At 37.2% G+C, this 17,202-nt stretch carries 14 protein-coding genes and 1 tRNA gene; 6 read left to right on the top strand and 9 right to left on the bottom strand.

Annotated elements, in window-relative coordinates:
* Nucleotides 1-204: 204 nt before the first annotated feature.
* Complete coding sequence (locus J7R12_RS03275) at nucleotides 205-1,143, bottom strand: ArsR/SmtB family transcription factor (RefSeq protein WP_126603585.1); 939 nt, start codon at nucleotides 1,141-1,143, stop codon at nucleotides 205-207.
* 420 nt (nucleotides 1,144-1,563) lie between these two features.
* A complete protein-coding gene (gene ettA, locus J7R12_RS03270) occupies nucleotides 1,564-3,213 on the bottom strand; it encodes an energy-dependent translational throttle protein EttA (protein ID WP_126603586.1) in 1,650 nt (549 codons plus the stop codon).
* 162 nt (nucleotides 3,214-3,375) lie between these two features.
* Between ettA and J7R12_RS03265 the strand changes: the two genes are divergently transcribed.
* Nucleotides 3,376-3,909, top strand: coding sequence for a hypothetical protein (locus J7R12_RS03265; RefSeq protein WP_126603587.1), 534 nt, complete (start codon nucleotides 3,376-3,378; stop codon nucleotides 3,907-3,909).
* Nucleotides 3,910-3,956: 47 nt separating this feature from the next.
* Complete coding sequence (gene pncA, locus J7R12_RS03260; RefSeq protein WP_126603588.1) at nucleotides 3,957-4,565, top strand: bifunctional nicotinamidase/pyrazinamidase; 609 nt, start codon at nucleotides 3,957-3,959, stop codon at nucleotides 4,563-4,565.
* A gap of 40 nt (nucleotides 4,566-4,605) precedes the next feature.
* Here the strand turns inward: pncA and J7R12_RS03255 are convergent, their stop codons facing one another.
* Nucleotides 4,606-5,664 carry a DUF475 domain-containing protein gene (locus J7R12_RS03255; RefSeq protein ID WP_126603589.1) on the bottom strand — a complete coding sequence of 353 codons (1,059 nt, stop codon included), beginning with the start codon at nucleotides 5,662-5,664 and terminating at the stop codon, nucleotides 4,606-4,608.
* Nucleotides 5,665-6,006: 342 nt separating this feature from the next.
* Between J7R12_RS03255 and J7R12_RS03250 the strand changes: the two genes are divergently transcribed.
* Together J7R12_RS03250 and J7R12_RS03245 are read left to right on the top strand one after the other, a co-directional pair.
* The gene (locus tag J7R12_RS03250) at nucleotides 6,007-6,546 is read left to right on the top strand and encodes a helix-turn-helix domain-containing protein (RefSeq protein WP_126603590.1); all 540 of its coding nucleotides are present in this window, start codon (nucleotides 6,007-6,009) and stop codon (nucleotides 6,544-6,546) included.
* Between the two features lie 409 nt (nucleotides 6,547-6,955).
* Entirely contained in the window at nucleotides 6,956-7,129 is a 174-nt protein-coding gene (locus J7R12_RS03245; protein ID WP_126603591.1) for a YegP family protein, read from the top strand.
* A gap of 546 nt (nucleotides 7,130-7,675) precedes the next feature.
* On the opposite strand, the gene J7R12_RS03240 is transcribed toward J7R12_RS03245, so the two are convergent.
* Together J7R12_RS03240 and J7R12_RS03235 are read right to left on the bottom strand one after the other, a co-directional pair.
* Entirely contained in the window at nucleotides 7,676-7,990 is a 315-nt protein-coding gene (locus J7R12_RS03240) for a hypothetical protein (protein ID WP_126603592.1), read from the bottom strand.
* Nucleotides 7,991-8,418: 428 nt separating this feature from the next.
* Nucleotides 8,419-8,868: a hypothetical protein gene (locus J7R12_RS03235; RefSeq protein ID WP_126603593.1), complete on the bottom strand. Its 450-nt coding sequence runs from the start codon at nucleotides 8,866-8,868 to the stop codon at nucleotides 8,419-8,421.
* Between the two features lie 473 nt (nucleotides 8,869-9,341).
* Here J7R12_RS03235 and J7R12_RS03230 point away from each other — a divergent pair, with 473 nt between their 5' ends.
* Nucleotides 9,342-9,656, top strand: a complete 315-nt coding sequence (locus J7R12_RS03230) for a helix-turn-helix domain-containing protein (RefSeq protein ID WP_126603594.1) — start codon at nucleotides 9,342-9,344, stop codon at nucleotides 9,654-9,656.
* A gap of 1,313 nt (nucleotides 9,657-10,969) precedes the next feature.
* Here the strand turns inward: J7R12_RS03230 and J7R12_RS03225 are convergent.
* Nucleotides 10,970-11,046 (bottom strand) — tRNA-Ile (locus tag J7R12_RS03225).
* A 172-nt stretch (nucleotides 11,047-11,218) separates the two neighbouring features.
* Between J7R12_RS03225 and J7R12_RS03220 the strand changes: the two genes are divergently transcribed.
* Complete coding sequence (locus J7R12_RS03220; protein ID WP_126603596.1) at nucleotides 11,219-11,956, top strand: SIMPL domain-containing protein; 738 nt, start codon at nucleotides 11,219-11,221, stop codon at nucleotides 11,954-11,956.
* A 39-nt stretch (nucleotides 11,957-11,995) separates the two neighbouring features.
* Here the strand turns inward: J7R12_RS03220 and J7R12_RS03215 are convergent, their stop codons facing one another.
* From J7R12_RS03215 to dnaG, 3 genes are all read right to left on the bottom strand, one after another.
* Nucleotides 11,996-12,457, bottom strand: a complete 462-nt coding sequence (locus tag J7R12_RS03215; protein WP_126603597.1) for a YcgN family cysteine cluster protein — start codon at nucleotides 12,455-12,457, stop codon at nucleotides 11,996-11,998.
* A gap of 358 nt (nucleotides 12,458-12,815) precedes the next feature.
* Nucleotides 12,816-14,828 carry an RNA polymerase sigma factor RpoD gene (gene rpoD, locus J7R12_RS03210; RefSeq protein ID WP_126603598.1) on the bottom strand — a complete coding sequence of 671 codons (2,013 nt, stop codon included), beginning with the start codon at nucleotides 14,826-14,828 and terminating at the stop codon, nucleotides 12,816-12,818.
* Nucleotides 14,829-15,177: 349 nt separating this feature from the next.
* On the bottom strand, nucleotides 15,178-17,115 hold the full coding sequence (dnaG, locus tag J7R12_RS03205) for a DNA primase (RefSeq protein ID WP_126603599.1): 1,938 nt from the start codon (nucleotides 17,113-17,115) through the stop codon (nucleotides 15,178-15,180).
* Nucleotides 17,116-17,202 lie beyond the last annotated feature (87 nt).

Raw genomic sequence — 17,202 nt, 5'->3', positions numbered from 1 at the left:
ATACATTATAAATGACTGCCCTTACGGCCTTAGTTTTATAAAAGTGCCTTTAGAGATATCCCTTACAAACACAGATTGAAGCATCAGTAATCCCATGCAAAAAATACAATGCGTAAAAAAGCGATGACTTTTCAAAGACTTAACAAAAACTCTCGCGCCTTTAATTGAGAAAAATCAAAAAATACAACACGTTAAACAATATGATTATGCAAACTGTACTTTTTTATCTTTAAGATCATCTACCAGTAAACGTGGATCACGTGCAAGCCAAAGCTTAACCACGAGTCCCTCCTTCTTTTCATTTTCCATAGGAGCAAGACACACTGTTTGTTCCAGAATAAGCCCGGCATTTTCAAGCCATTGTTCTATTTGTGAATCTGAAAGTCTAAGATATCTATGAGCATGGTAAGAATATGAAGCCTCAACTTTACCGCAAACAAAATCTACAATCAACAAACGTCCCTGAGGACGCAAAACACGTGCAACCTCATTAAGAGCCATTTTAGGATTCTCAAGATAATGTAAAACCCAATGAAGAATGACCAAATCAAAAGTTGTGTCTCCAACAGATAAATGCAAAATATCGTCATCCAATGCCACTTCAACTGCACGCCTATAAAGACCTGAAAACAATTTTAAGAGAGAGCCTGTATCTGTACCGATAGCCATCATGGCCTCAAATGGTTTATCGCCAATAATTTCAAGTAAGGCATTTTCCACAATCGGGTTTGCAATATAGGATAACTGTAATGCTTCCCACTGTGCTGTCTTTTTTAAAAAATACTGTCTCCCGATTGTTTGGCGCTGTTTTTTAACATCCACCAAACGTTCTAAATCACACGCGAACATCACATCGTGCTTTGGCAAAGCTGAAAGAGCAGCCATCACAATGTCTCTACCAAAACAGCTGGAACAAAACTTAAAATAAGTCTGTTCCCTCTTTTGATAACACGCAATCACCCCTGCCTCATATAATAAATGCAAATGCCGCGATACATGCGATTGCGACTGGCCAAGGATAAAAATAAAATCAGAAATTGTTAAATCATCCTGACACAAGAGCGCAAGAATACGTAAACGACTTATCTCCGCTATCGTTTTCAACAGTATAATCAGTGCATCCAAACTTACTGGTTTTTTCATCACTATTCTCTCAGAGAAACATTTATTTCCTACGAATAGAAAATGAAGAAGAAGGCATAGAGTTGCATCACTTCTGTTGATATTGTTTTCTGTTATATAAAAAACAAACAACACTCCTTCCCACTATTCCCTACAACAAGACCGAAGTTACTTGCATTGTAACCTGCAAACTGCCTATGAAGACTTACGCCCCTCCATATAACCTGATGTGTAACAAGTTCTCATATACATCACCAACATATAAAACATAACCACGTATTGCGTGAAAAATATCATTAGGATTCCACACTATGATTCTTATCTTGAAATAACGAATAAAAACCTTATAATATGGTAGATTCTCTCTCTTTTATGACAATAAAGCTAATACCAAATAGCATCACCATTTTCTCAATGAATTTCAAAAAAAGATAAGAAATTCTAGCGTGTAAGTGGCTTATAATTCACACGCTTAGGATTAAAAGCGTCCGCACCAAGCCGGCGAACCTTATCAGCTTCATATTCGGCAAAATTACCTTCAAACCATTCGACATGCCCATCCCCTTCGAAGGCCAAAATATGTGTTGCCAAGCGATCAAGAAACATACGATCGTGCGATATGATAACTGCACAGCCAGCAAAATTTTCCAATGCATCTTCTAAGGCACCTAATGTTTCAGTATCAAGGTCATTTGTTGGTTCATCAAGGAGAAGAACATTGCCTCCCTCCTTTAAAAGCTTAGCCAAATGGACACGATTACGCTGCCCACCTGATAAATTTGCAACCTTCTGCTGTTGATCTGTTCCCTTGAAATTAAAAGCACCACAATAAGCGCGGCTATTCATCTCATATTTACCCAACTTAATAATGTCATTTCCGCCAGAAATTTCTTCCCAAACGGTTTTATCGCCCGCTAGCGAATCGCGACTCTGATCAACGTAACTCATATGAACTGTTTCACCGATGCGTATTTGGCCTGAATCTGGCTGTTCCTGTCCCGTCAACATTTTAAACAATGTAGACTTTCCCATACCATTGGCACCAATGACTCCGACAATACCACCCGCTGGAAGCTTGAAAGAGAGAGAATCAATCAACACACGCGCACCATATGCTTTAGAAAGGTTATCAACTTCAATAACAACATGCCCCAATCTTTCGCCAATAGGAATAATGATTTGTGCCTCTCCAGGACGACGTTCGCCTGCAGCCTGCACTAGCTCATCATAGGCCTTAATCCGAGCTTTTGACTTTGCTTGTCGCCCTTTTGGACTAGAAGCTATCCATTCTTGCTCACGCGACAAGGCACGCTGACGCGCAGCCTCTTCCCGACCTTCCTGAGCCAAACGCTTAGCTTTCGCCCTCAAATAAGCCGAATAGTTCCCCTCATAAGGAATACCTTTCCCGCGATCTAATTCTAAAATCCAACCTGTCACATTGTCGAGAAAATAACGATCATGTGTAATCAAAAGTACCGCACCGGGATATTCACGCAAATGCCTTTCAAGCCAAGCCGTCGTTTCAGCATCTAAATGGTTTGTTGGTTCATCCAAAAGCAACAAATCAGGTTTTGACAAAAGCAATTTACAAAGAGCAACACGCCGCTTCTCACCTCCTGAAAGCTTTATCACACTCTCATTGGCTGGTGGACAACCAAGAGCCGCCATAGCCATTTCTACTTGACTTTCTAAATCCCAAAGATTCTGGCTGTCGATAATATCCTGAAGACGTGCACTTTCATCAGCCGTTTCCTCACTATAATTCATCATCAATTCATTATAACGCTCGACGATTGCCTGTTTATCTGCAACACCTTCCATCACATTGCCACGCACATCTTTGCTTGTATCAAGAAGAGGCTCTTGCGGCAGATAACCACAACGCGCCCCTTCAGAAAGCCATGCTTCTCCAGTATATTCCTTATCTAGCCCAGCCATAATCCGTAAAATAGTTGATTTACCTGCACCATTCGGTCCTAAAATGCCGATTTTTGCATCTGGATAAAAAGACAAATGAATATTTTCTAAAATTTTTTTATTGCCGTAAGACTTGTTAAGCCCAGCCATGTGATAGATAAATTGACGTGCCATAAATTTCTCTTTATATTGTGCGGTATTAAAGGATGAGGACTTTGAAAGAAACCTTTTGCTTTTCTTACACTGTGCGGTAAAAAACGCTTGCATTGTAATGAAAGCTTTTCGCTTTATATTGATATATTTTTTCCGTTCTCACAAGCCCCACCACGGTTCTAAATGCAAAAAAGCGCCCATTCGACGAGCAAAAAGCAAATCTTTTTAGCTGTACCTGAAACATGCTATCAAACATCACCTCTCTTTTCCATACCAGATACAACATTGTATTTTTATCGTATTAAACCAACTTATCAATGGAGTATATCACCAAGAAAACCAATTCTCTATGCACCTTCTTTTTTTGCCTTATGGGCTGTTCATTATGCGGTAAAAAACCCCTCTCTTTTTTCATCAGTTTTGTGTCACGGAAAACAATGGGCCTCACCTCTTGCACTACTCTGGCTCAAATTGTGTTTACAAAACGACCGCCGCCTTATGGGATCTGACGTTCCAAGCTTGAGAATCATGAAAGCTTTACACAAACATGTAGCAATAAGTGACTATAGTGCCCTCCCCATTGGTACATGGTTACAATTCGTGAAAAATTATAAAAAAAATTGTCAAAACCTATCCCTCCCCCTTTTGTGGCTTGATAATTACAGTAATCATACCAATATCCGTGAGATTATCTTGAAACTTCAAGATGAAATATAGCTTCTTAAAAGTCTCACAAAAGGTAAGCCTTCTATAGGAATATGTTCATGGAAAAAAAAGCCTTAATCGTTATTGATGTTCAAAATGACTTCTTACCAGGTGGAGCACTTGCGGTACCTCAAAGCGATACGATTATACCTACTATTAATAATCTCATAGACCAATTTGATCATGTTATATTAACCCAAGACTGGCACCCCAAAAACCATTGCAGCTTTGCTTCTTCCTATTCTGAAAAAGCACCCTATGACACCGTTGAGCTTGACTATGGCCCTCAAGTACTTTGGCCTGATCATTGTATACAAGGAACACAAGGAGCAGAATTTCATACATCTCTCAGAATTGAGAAAACACAACTTATCCTTAAAAAAGGTTATAATAAAAAAATTGATAGCTATTCTGCCTTTTTTGAAAATGATCAAACAACACCAACAGGCTTACAGGCTTACCTTAAAGAACATGGTTTTACAAAGCTGGCTATGTGTGGCTTAGCAACAGATTTTTGTGTAGGATTCTCCGCACTTCATGCCATACAATGCGGCTTTAAAGTAAGCGTTTCACTCAACGCCTGTGCTGGTATTGATCTCAACGGATCACTGAACACTATGCTTAAAACTATGAACGAATCTGGTATAGAACTTCTAATGGCTTCCTAAAATATCTTCTTCTGCCTTGTTATGGCAACATATAAAAAATTTAATTTTCCTCAGAGACACCATGTTTATTCAGCTGTTGATGCTTAAAACGAAGAGAAGAATAAAAAGCCATTCCAATAATACAGCTTCCCACCAATCCTGTTAAGACTTCAGGAACTGATATAATCGTTTGCAGATACATAATCACTGCGAGAACCAAGATAGCATAAAAAGCTCCATGCTCCAGATAACGATAATGCAACAATACCCCTGATTCGACCAACATAATTGTCATAGAGCGAACATAAAATGCCCCTATACCAAGACCAATTGCGATAATAAAAAGATTGTGTGAAAAAGCAAAAGCACCAATAACACCATCGAAAGAAAAACTAGCATCTAGAATCTCTAAATAAAGAAAAGCACCTGCCCCTCCTTTGGCAACTGTTGTTAAAGTTGTTTTTGGAGCATCTAAAAGTGAACTGATGGCTTCCACACCTATAAACGTCAAAAGTCCATAAAGGCTAGCAAGCAAAAAAGTCATTTTATCTTCTCTCGCAATCTGTTCTGAAAAAAACAATATCAAAGTTAAAACGATTGCAATATCAATGCCAGCAAGCGCTCCAAACTTTTGAGCCGGTTTTTCTATAAAAGTGAGCCAATGCACCTCTTTTTGGGAATCAAAAAAATATCTCAAACCAACCATTATCAGGAAAGTTCCTCCAAAAGCTGCAATTCCCACATGAGCATCTGTTAAGATTGCAGCATATTGATGTGGTTCCCATACCGCTAATTTCACTGCTGCAATGGGATTAACTCCAACAGCAATAGCAACCACCAATAACGGAAAAACAATCCGCATCCCAAACACCGCAACTAAAATACCCCATATCAGAAAACGGCGGCGCCATACCAGATCCATTTTTTCAAGAACACGAGCATTGATAATAGAATTATCAAAAGAGAGAGAAATTTCCAAAATTCCTAACACACAGCAAATAAAAAAATATTTCAGAAAACCAATAACACTTTCCGTTTCAAACCAACCAATCGCCCCTCCCATAAAGACACCAACAATTGTGAAAAAAAAAGCCCATCTAAAATAGCCTAATAAGGCCATGATCATTCCTCACAATTTACTTCTTTAATTGATTTGTAGCACAAATCGGAAGATTGCATTCATTAATGTGGAAAGAGAAAGAATCCACATGATGATTCTATATGGAATCTCTGGAAAAAAAACAAGAAAAGCACAGAAAATTTTATATTCTCTCTAAAATGAATACCAATTTTCAATAATATGTAATACGATAAGTTGAAAATCGCATTCTATTCATTAAAATTAAAAAAATAAAGAAAAATAAAACTATAAATATTGACATTACATCATGAGTTATTAATACATAGTGTGCCTTTAATGGTTAAAATCTATACCATGATGATTTACTGAGGGAGATAATTCGTGGCACGTCCTGAAACTGAATCAAAAACTATATTTGGAAAACGTTTACGTTATGTACGCCTCGCTTTAGGGGATCCATCACGTGAAGCACTGGCTAAAAGTTTTAGCATGACAAAAAACTCCATCGCCTTTTATGAGCGTGGAGAAAGAGAACCCAATCTGAGTGTCTTACAAACATATCGCACATTGTACGGTGTCAATATTAATTGGCTTTTAACTGGACAAGGAAAAATGTTTGATAGCGAGTATACTAAAAGTGACTTCGATTGGAACTATTTTATAAAAAAAATGGAGGGGCTTGAAGAAATTCTTGCCAACAGTCATCGTAGTGAAAAACTAAATCAAGAAAAAGTTGATAGTTCTTATGAAAGGTTGCAGCAATATTTGTCAAAACAAGGCCTATCTCATAGCCTTAATCCCAAAGCTGCAACTTCTCTAATGGATATGAAGGCTAAAATGGCAAATTCTTATACCCTTAGCTTATTCATTGATTTACTCATTCGCAGTGTATCGCAAAAAGAGATGATAGCTAATCAATAAACATCCTGATCATAAGGGATAAAAAACAGATATAAGCTTTATCAGCACGGAAAGAAGAACTCTTGTTTTTTCCATGCTGGTGAGATTTTGTGTGGCATGTGGAATTTATTTTGCAAAATAACCCAATATACTTGCTTACCAAAGTAAAAAAATTCTAATATAAATCCAAAATACACGGTAATTAAAGTTTAAAAAATCAGTTTTATAGTATAGAATACCTATTTGCAGCTTATTGACAATAAATATTTTCTTGTTACTATATATACAGCCCTCATAGAAATTTTTTTTAAGACAAAAAAATCAAGGGGAATATATTGACTACTCGCTATAGAGACATACGTTAGTGCTCATAGTCGTATTGGTTGAGTATTTGTCCTACAAATTACGGCTGTTTTATGAGGTGGAAAGCATGTTTTTTGAGGTATTTCAGGGTGTTCACAATCAATGGTACTGGCGTTTAATCTCAGGAGACGAACAAAAGATTGCTTTTTCAAGTAAGGGTTATCCAACAAAACAAGATATCTTAGTAAATATTGAGCAGATAAAAGAAATTACGCATAAAGCCCTTATTAGAGAGTTATAATCCTAACGTTCCTACCATTAGGATAAAAGTTTACACTTTTTATATTTGAAATCTTGCATCACACTTGAGTGATGAATAAAGAAGAGCTCCTTTTTCTCGATGAGGAGTTTTTATGTGATTTCTAACGTACACCAACAACTGTGAAATAAAAAGTTTTTCGTAGATGCTGTATTTGTCTTCAAACAAACAGCCAAACTTCTTATTGAATCCATCAACAAGCAACGCTCTCAAATCTTGTGTTTTTTCGTAAACGACTCGAAACATATATGTGTATTCTTAGTAACCCTAACATATCTATAAATTGGTGCATCACCATAAATTTTTGATTGCCAATAATGATCACGTTCCTACAAACTTGGATGCTTTCATAAAGTATAGCTTAGAATAAAATGAAGCATTATCAAAGAATATACCCCTCACCACCATCCTACAGCCTTTTACGCCTCAGGATTACCTCTTTCCCTCTCTCCTGCATCTTTTTATTTTCCTTATTTTAACGCCTCTAAAATCTTTTAATGCAAAATCCAATATAAAATGTAGACATAATTACTTTTTTATATCCTCTTCAGATTTTACCTCATCCTGATATTGTTTCATGGCCTCTTCATATTGCTTAATTTGTTTTTTCAGTTTTTCAATTGCTTGATCGCGTCTTTTAATCACCATACTTTGCTCTCTAATCGCCCTATCTCGTTCTTCAGTCATCTTCATAGAATCTCTAAAGAATTCATGCTTTATCTTTTTGGCTTCTTCCTTAAGAACTTTAACCTGATCACGATAATAAAAAGCAAAGCGAAACATGAATCCACTGCAAACCAAAGCGACAATCACCACTCCTAATAAAATTTCATTTACACTCATTTTGATCTCCTTTAAGTACCATTAAATTGATCATACCAACCAATTTTTTGTTTCGCTCTCCATCAAAAAAAGAACGCCAACAATTACACGTACTAGATGAACAAATCACGCTCAGTACCCTTATTTTCTCCACTAAACACTCTAACAAACAACGCAAAACAAGCCCTATGAAGCTGCCAATCCCCCCTCATACAATTGGCACCGTATTTATTTATACAAAACGCTAAGAGTATAACTAATCTCAAACAATTCGAATGGCACAATGAGCTCCATAAGCACCTTCTCCTTATTATTCTTGCCATCTTTCTTTGTGCTACGGAGCATGCTGATGCCCCCATACAAAATTCTTTGCCATTGCAAGAATCTTTATCGTCACAAACATCAGCATTACCGTAAACTTTTGCTTTCCTATGAAGCTCTGTATAACCTTAAACTAAAGCATCGACATGAATTCTAACATTTTTGAGAATCTCATCGTTATAAACTTGAACATTACTGTAAAAATGATTCCCTCCGTTAACATGTGCATTACTATTAACCTTGGAATAACAGTAAATTTTCATCTTGTTATAAACATACAGCCTACTGCGAACCTCTAAACTTCCATACAGTTGTGCATTACCATACACACAAACAAAGCTGGCAACAGGCAACATACAATTCATCTGTGCACTATCATAAAGAGTGTTGTCATTACAAACACAGGCACCATTATAAAACATGGCATTAGCAAAAACGCATCCATCTTCAATAAAGCGTCTAGCACTTACATTATACTCTACCTCACAATCACCTTCATGCTTGAAAAGACTTTCATGTTCTATAAAATCACTAAGATCATTTTTTTTGATATTTTTAAAACCTCTTAATGCACACATGCGACATACCATCTAACAGTAACTTAATCTATTAAAACAACAGAAAAAACAGCATCCTATGCCAATGAATTTGTTATATTTTTCTACAGCCATGACCTTGTTCCTTAAGGCTGTGGAGCTTTATTACATCCACACACCACCTTAATGCAGAAATTTCTTACAAATGCCAATGTTGGGGTATATCTTGATTCACAATGGTGCTGCGTATACTATCAGTGACATTTCATGAACACACTAGGTGTACTTCCATCTCTGGCTATACGCATTCACTTCGTCACGATCGTGAAGAGCAACTATTTTTTATTGATTCAAATCTGAAAGTGTATGGGAACATTTTGTTATTAGTTAAAAACAACTCTATATCCTTCATAAGCGAAAAGCTACGCATGGGTATTTTTACGCTCCTTGTATCATGTACTCTAGATTCGCAGTGTAGTATTAACGCTATAGCGTAAATATGTAAAGGTCTAAAAATGACAAAGACTGAAAAAGATTGGTTCCAACGCTTAATTGAACTAATAAAAAGCGATGGACGCACAATGATTGAAATAAGCAAAGCAGCAGGCTGTGGACAAAACTACGTACAGCAAATGATAAACGGAGGGAAAAGACCCTCCGTAGATAAACTGATGGCTATTCTCAACATACTTGGAAATGCTAGCGCCATATATGTAATAACTGGTTTTAACATCTCGGATGAAGATTTAAAACTTATCGCTTTGATTTCGTCTGGAGATAAAAAGAAGATCGAAGCTCTAAATGTTCTGTTAACTGAGCAGCATTTGTAGAATTTTCTACTATTTCCAATATTTCTTGCTTTTGAGCCTTAGACAAAGTTCCCCATTTCACGATAATTTTAGATAAATCTGCCTCAAATTTTTCATCATTTTTCATAGTTACACTCCACGTAGTCAAACTATATAACGCTAAAGCGTTTAAATACATCCCATACCTTAGAAACCAATATCTGCAATGACAGTACGGAAGCAGTTGCTTATAAACTGGTTTTATAAAATCAGATGGAATTCTGTTGATTATGTACCATGGTGAAACAGAAAACATCACACAGTCCAGACCTTTTTATGAAAAAACTGGCATCATCATTTTTATCAATAACGCTAATAATATTACTCAGATCTCGTGATTCGAACCAAGTGCTAATCGATGTGAAGATATCTCTGAAAACACTGCTAACCTCTATGTGAGAGAATAGGAAAAAGCTTATTTTGAAAGAGAAATATATCACAATTTTATTCTATACAGCACTACCTATATTTTTTTAACGATATCGCAAAGCAAAAATACAACAATGCGATACGTATAGTTCTTATGAACAGCAGCGCTGCCTACAACTCTATGACATTCTTTCAAAAAGATAGCCTCCTCTCGAAAGCATCCTTTGAAACAAGCATAGAGACTTATTATGAACAAAAACGGAAATACTTTAAAAAGTACAATGGGTCAAGCCCCAATGACATCCACACATAAATTACACAAGCATTTACAAAAAGAAAAAAGAAGGGTTCTTTGATTGGAAAAGAAAACATCGATAGATGTTATCATCGTTGACCACATAGAACACATGAACATCTCTAAATTATGTTTTTATCAAACTTTAAATCATGATGATACAGTTCAGATCAGCTGTAAAGGCGTAACGGATAATACCCATTCACTTTAAAACAGAGAAAAGCTACTTTTAAAAATGTTTTCTTCCGACTTTACCTAAACTAGCAAAAAACTTTAGAATTTCTCTTATTATGACAAAGCATTTACCTACGGAAAAACAAAAATAAGCCCAATAAAGAAAGTTTTTGAGCCCTCCATTTCATAAAGAATATAATGCCGCAGAAATTAAAAAATAAGGATTTTAAAAGTGAACAACAATAAAGCTTAAAGAACGTGTAATATCGAAAATGAAAGCCTTTATTCACTAAACTGAAGAATGTAAGGTATATTTTCCATACTAAAATAGTGAATAAGCCCCCCACCACCACAGAATACCCCTAAAAACCAGCAAAAGCTTCACGATAAATAGGAAAATAAATCAAAGAACAAAGAAGGAAAAATCTCTAAACTTCTTTATACTCTGTTCATTTGATGGTGGGCCCGGAGGGACTCGAACCCCCAACCAAGCGGTTATGAGCCGCTGGCTCTAACCAATTGAGCTACAGGCCCCACAAAGACCGCTTTTCTCTAAACTAAAATGCACTATGACACAAGGGCCTATTTAAAATTATAACCCATCTTTTTCTTTTTATTTATCGGTTTTTTTCTCTAGCGCCCTAATTTCTTTACAAAAACTTCCAAAAATGAGAAAGTAGTAAACTGATAAATAAAAGGAGCAGATATGAAACAAGAAATTTTTCAACCACTGAATCATTATAGCATTAAAATAGCGGTGGTAGCACTTGCAATGCTAGCCAGTTCATTTCCCATACATGCTGAAGAAAGCAAAATGAAAAACGCAACGATTACAGTTACTGCAACTGGTGAAAGCCAAGCAGAACCAGATATGGCAATTATCAATCTAGCCGTTGTTACAGAGGACAAAACTGCACAAAAAGCATTAGCTGCCAATAATAAATCTATGAATGATATTGTAAACACTTTTAAGAACAATGGAATCCAAGCAAATGATTTGCAAACATCAGGCTTGTCCATTTATCAATATAACCCCGATAAACCTCATGACAAAAAGAATCATGAAAAACTCTATCATGTTTCAAATTCTTTAACAGTACGTATTCGTGACCTTGCCAATGCTGGTAAAATATTTGATCAAGCAATGGCCTTGGGCGTTAACTCAGTAAATGGCATCACCTTTACCAATGCCGATACAAAGCCATTTTATCAAGAAGCACGTAAAAAAGCTATCACTGAAGCTATTGAAAAAGCTGAAACTATAGCGCAGGCAGCAAATTTAAAATTAGGAAAAATCATTCAAATCAATGAAAATAATGACAACTATTACCCAAAGCCATACCTGATGCGTAGTGCAGCACATGCGAGCTATGACGATACAAATTTTTCAGGGGGTGAATTGGGCTATAATGTCAGTGTTAACGTTGTATTTTCTATAGATTAAATCATAAAATGGCATAGACTATTGCATGAAACAATCATATCACTCGCCTTCACAAAGAAGACCAGTGATATGGTGAAGATAATCTTCTTCAGATGATAATTCATCGTCGAAGGTTTTTATTTGTCCACGTGCAGAAAACCGTGTTTGATGTACTGTCTGCCAATTTCCTGACACCAATGGATGCCACCATTGAAGATCTTTTCCTTCATTAATCAGGCGATACGCACAACTTTTTGGAAGCCAACGTGCTGTTTTAACCGTTGCAACATCTAACGATATACAATCTGGAACGATTGATTTACGGTGAACATAGTTTCGGCACCGACAAGTCTCCCCATCTAAAAGACGACAAGCGACACTGGTTGCATAGATATCTCCAGTATCATCATCTTCTACTTTGTGTAAACAACAACGCCCACAGCCATCGCAGAGACTTTCCCACTCAGAAATGGAAATTTCTTCTAATTTTTTTACTTTCCAAAAGGGAGTTTTTTTACTCATATAAATCGGTCATATCTTTTTGAAAGAAAAAAATCTATCAAAAGTAAAAGAAATAAAATTGAATCCCTATAATTTCATCAATTTTTCCTTAAAAAAACTTATTGGCTACACGCAGAAATATACAAAAATACTGTTCATTCCTTTGAGAAATTACTCTATAACCCCACACCACGTATCTGTTGTTTTTATAGATTACGGCACAAATATCAAAGCCCAAAGAAATATTGAACACTGAGAATTTTTTATAGATTGCTCAGCAACTAATTTTCACCTTTCTAAAAAAACCGGACAACTATACAATATGCGTTTCATTTATATTCATCACGAAAAGATACATCTTTGAAAATGCCCCCTCTTCTTAAGAATCGAGGAAACTACGCAATTTACGTGAACGGCTAGGATGCTTTAATTTACGAAGAGCCTTTGCTTCAATCTGACGAATACGCTCCCTTGTCACTGAAAATTGTTGACCAACTTCTTCCAACGTATGATCAGTATTCATTCCTATACCAAAACGCATTCGCAAAACGCGCTCTTCACGAGGTGTTAATGAAGCAAGAACGCGCGTTGTTGTATCTCGCAGATTAGCCTGAATAGCTGCATCAATCGGCAATAATGCATTTCTATCCTCAATAAAATCACCCAAATGAGAATCATCTTCATCACCAACAGGTGTTTCAAGTGAAATAGGTTCTTTTGCAATTTTAAGAACTTTTCGCACTTTTTCCAATGGCATAGAAAGTTTGCTCGACAGTTCTTCTGGTGTGGGCTCACGTCCAATTTCATGGAGAATCTGACGCGAGGTACGAACAATTTTATTAATTGTTTCAATCATATGAACAGGGATACGAATAGTGCGCGCCTGATCAGCAATTGAACGGGTAATTGCCTGACGAATCCACCACGTTGCATAAGTTGAAAACTTGTACCCACGCCGATATTCAAACTTATCGACAGCTTTCATCAAACCGATATTGCCTTCTTGGATAAGATCAAGAAACTGCAAACCACGATTGGTATATTTTTTTGCAATTGAAATCACAAGACGGAGATTAGCCTCTACCATTTCTTTTTTAGCAATTGTTGATTCGCGTTCACCTTTCTGTACTTGGGTAACAATACGACGAAATTCGCCAATCGAAATAGCTGTTTCTTGTGCAAGATTTTGTATTTCGCTACGCAGTCTTTGAATTTCTTTCGCTTCACGCCTAGAAAATTCTTTCCAACCAGATCCTGGCAAAGTCGCAATATAATTTATCCAATCAGCATCCAACTCACGCCCTTGATATTCTTTTAAAAAATCCTCATGACCAACGCCATAACTATTGGCAATCCGTTTCAGCTTACCCTCATTATGAATCAGTCTCTTATTGATGTCATAAAGCTGTTCAACCAAAGATTCGATACGATTTTGGTTCAAAGAAAGGGATTTTACTGCTTGAATCAACTCACCCTTTAATTGAATATATTTTTTCTTCTGAGAAGGTGAAAGAGCGCCCTCTTTACGCTCTGCCAAACTGCTTTCAACGTGTTGATCTTGTAATTTCCGTAATTTTACATAGGTTTGCGCAATAAAATCCAATGTTTCCATGACTTGAGGACAAAGTTCATTTTCCATTGCAGCAAGCGACAAGTTAACTTCGTCATCATCTTCTTCATCATCCTCAACACCCCTCTCTCCCGCAATCCCCTCCATATTACGCATAGCAGAAGAGGTCTTTTCCTCTCTTATCTTATCAACTTCACTTCGTTCAACAATAGGAGCCTGCTTCGCCTCTGGACCAGCATAAGTCATTTCAAGATCAATAATTTCACGAAGAAGAATACGCTGCTCTTTCAGTTCCTCACGCCAAATAATGAGGGCTTGAAAAGTCAAAGGACTCTCACAAAGACCAGCAATCATTGTCTCACGCCCTGCTTCAATACGCTTAGCAATAGCAATCTCGCCTTCCCGTGAAAGCAGCTCAACAGCTCCCATCTCACGCAAATACATACGCACGGGATCATCCGTACGATCTGTTACTTCACGCTTATTGGTTGTCGTTGCAATCGCATGGCTGGAGGCCTCTACTAAATCTCCTCCCTCCACCGTAATTTCTTCCTCGTCGTGTTCAGAATCGACCTCATCCTCATCGTCCACAACATTAATACCCATCTCGGAAAACATCGCCAAGATATCTTCAATTTGTTCGGAGGTAACCTCTTCAGAAGGAAGAACTGCATTCAATTCATCCATCGTCACATAACCATTTTTTTTGGCAAGTTTAACCATTTTCTTGATGGCATCATCAGAAAAATCAAGAAGAGGGCTATCCAAACTCGCTTGGCTTATTACTTCCACATTATCTTTCTGTTTAACCTTTGTTGCCATACCGTAACTCCACTTGATCACTCCACAGCTTCCACGTGACCAGCTTTTTGCGTTCTCACCTAACGTATCAACAGTTTCTTATATATACTTCCTCTTAAAGGAGATTACTATTGGAAAGAATACATTTTGTATACGCGCTTCATTCACACAAAAACGCGGGAAAACTCCAGAAGTCTCCCCGACACCTCTCAGCTTTTCTGAGATAATCTCTGCAGCATATAGTAGCATATAGTAAGAACCAATTTCCCGCTTTTCCTAAAATTCCGTCGTCATTCTTTACAAAAATGTCGCTCTACATAAACTTCCTCATCTTAAGCCTTAGGTGACAGATTCGCATCAAAAAAGCGAATCATTTTATCGTCTCTTGATTATTCCCGTCTCTTTTTTCATCCAACCAACTTCCAAACCCTTTAATTAATGCTTCTGTTGCTTGCATCTGTTGCAGCTCACTTTGTATCTCACGAAGCAGATCAAAAACCTCACTCTTAGGATTTTCTACGAGTTGCTCTTCAATATCTTGTAATCTCTTATGTAGGTGGTGTTCTTGAAGATGCAAGTAGATGGCCTGTTTTAATATAGCACGAGCATCTTCTATAGGAGCTCCGATAAAGACAGTACGCATACCAACATGTTGTACAAGATGTTTCATACGCTCTAACAGAGCTTTTTGCCCTTTTTCTTCTAAGAGCGCAACCATTGTCTCTTTATCATGAAGCTGTTGATTTCCAAGAATTTCTAACATGGATTGATGAAAGCATACTAATTGTGTATTTTTTAACTCCAACTCAGCAAGAACTTCAAAATTTTCATACCATAACTCAGGATAGTAAGCTAAAATCAATAAAATAACTGCTTCACGCAGAGGAATAGATTGCGAAGAATTGCGCACTATATCAGAGTTTGCCAAAACAGAAAAAGATTGATCCTTAAATATCTTATTTTGGGAGAACTGATGGTGTCTCCCTGCACCTTTTTTTTTCGAAAAAGAAGGACGAAACAAATCAAAAAGCCGTTTTTTTATATCCTGCAAATAATAGCGGCGTATATCTTCATCTTTAATAGTAAAAATTTGCTGTTTCAGTTGTTTTTCTAGTGCCGCTCGTGCTTCTGGGGTTTCAAAATTCTTTCCGTAAGCAGCACGCCACCACAAAAGCTCAATCAACGGAATTGCTTTTTGCAAAAAAGAAGAAAAAAGTTGTGCACCACCAGCAGAAATAATTTCATCTGGATCTTTACCTTGTGGCAACAAAACAAAGCGCACAGAAACCCCAGCCTTTAAAAGAGGAAGCACACGATCAGCAACACGAAAAGCAGCTTTTAAACCAGCATCATCTCCATCAAAACATAAAATGGGATCAGTCCCCATTTGCCATAAAAGCCCAATTTGCGCCTCCGTTAATGCTGTCCCCAAAGGGGCTACCACTCCCTCAAAGCCAGCTTTAGTCAACGCAATCACATCCATATAACCTTCAACAACTAAGAGTGAATGATTTTTTTCATCACCAATCAAACGGCTATTTTTGCGAGCAGTAGCTGCATTATAAAGTATACTTCCTTTATGAAACAACACTGTTTCAGGACTATTGAGATATTTTACAGGTGTATCTTTCTCTAACGCACGCCCTCCAAAAGCTACCACGCGTCCGCGTAAATCTTCAATCGGAAACATAATACGATTTCTAAAACGATCATAGGAAACCGTTTCATCCTCACCCAGTTTGAGAAGTCCACAATCTTCCATTTGTTTCATTGAAATACCACGTGCACTTAAAGCTTCTCTCAAAGCTGTACGTCTCATTGGAGCAAAGCCAATTCGAAAACGCTTTGCAAGCTCTAGCGTCACACCACGTGCATCAAGATAACGACGCGCCTGCACACCACCTTTATCGTGTAAACTCTGTTGAAAAAAATCCGTGGCCATTCTCATAACATCATAAAGATCAGCCTTTTCCATCTGACGTTTATGACTTTGTGGATCAAAAAGAGGTAATTTTATCCCTGCAAGATCAGCCAAACGCTCTACACTTTCTGAAAAGTGCAATCCATCAAGCTCACAAAGAAAAGTAAAAATATCACCACTCACCCCACAGCCAAAACAATAATAGCGACCTTTACGATCATCACAATGAAAACTTGGGGTTTTCTCACCATGAAATGGGCAACAACACCAAAAATCTCCTCGCGAAGACTTGCTTTTTTGGGGATCGAATACCACCCTTTGACCAATAACCGTTGAAATTGGTAATTTGGTGCGAAGATCATCCAGGAAATCAGGCGGAAAGCGCATTATCTCTCACAGAGTTTTAAAATTCTTTTTTGCATATTTAACGACTTTGAAGCATAATTCTAATACTTCCTCTTAAGCGGTTTTAAA

The sequence above is a fragment of the Bartonella vinsonii subsp. vinsonii genome, assembly GCF_902825235.1.
Lineage (GTDB): Bacteria > Pseudomonadota > Alphaproteobacteria > Rhizobiales > Rhizobiaceae > Bartonella > Bartonella vinsonii.
Note: the sequence above shows the minus strand (reverse complement) of the source record. Positions and strands in the feature narration are given on the sequence as shown.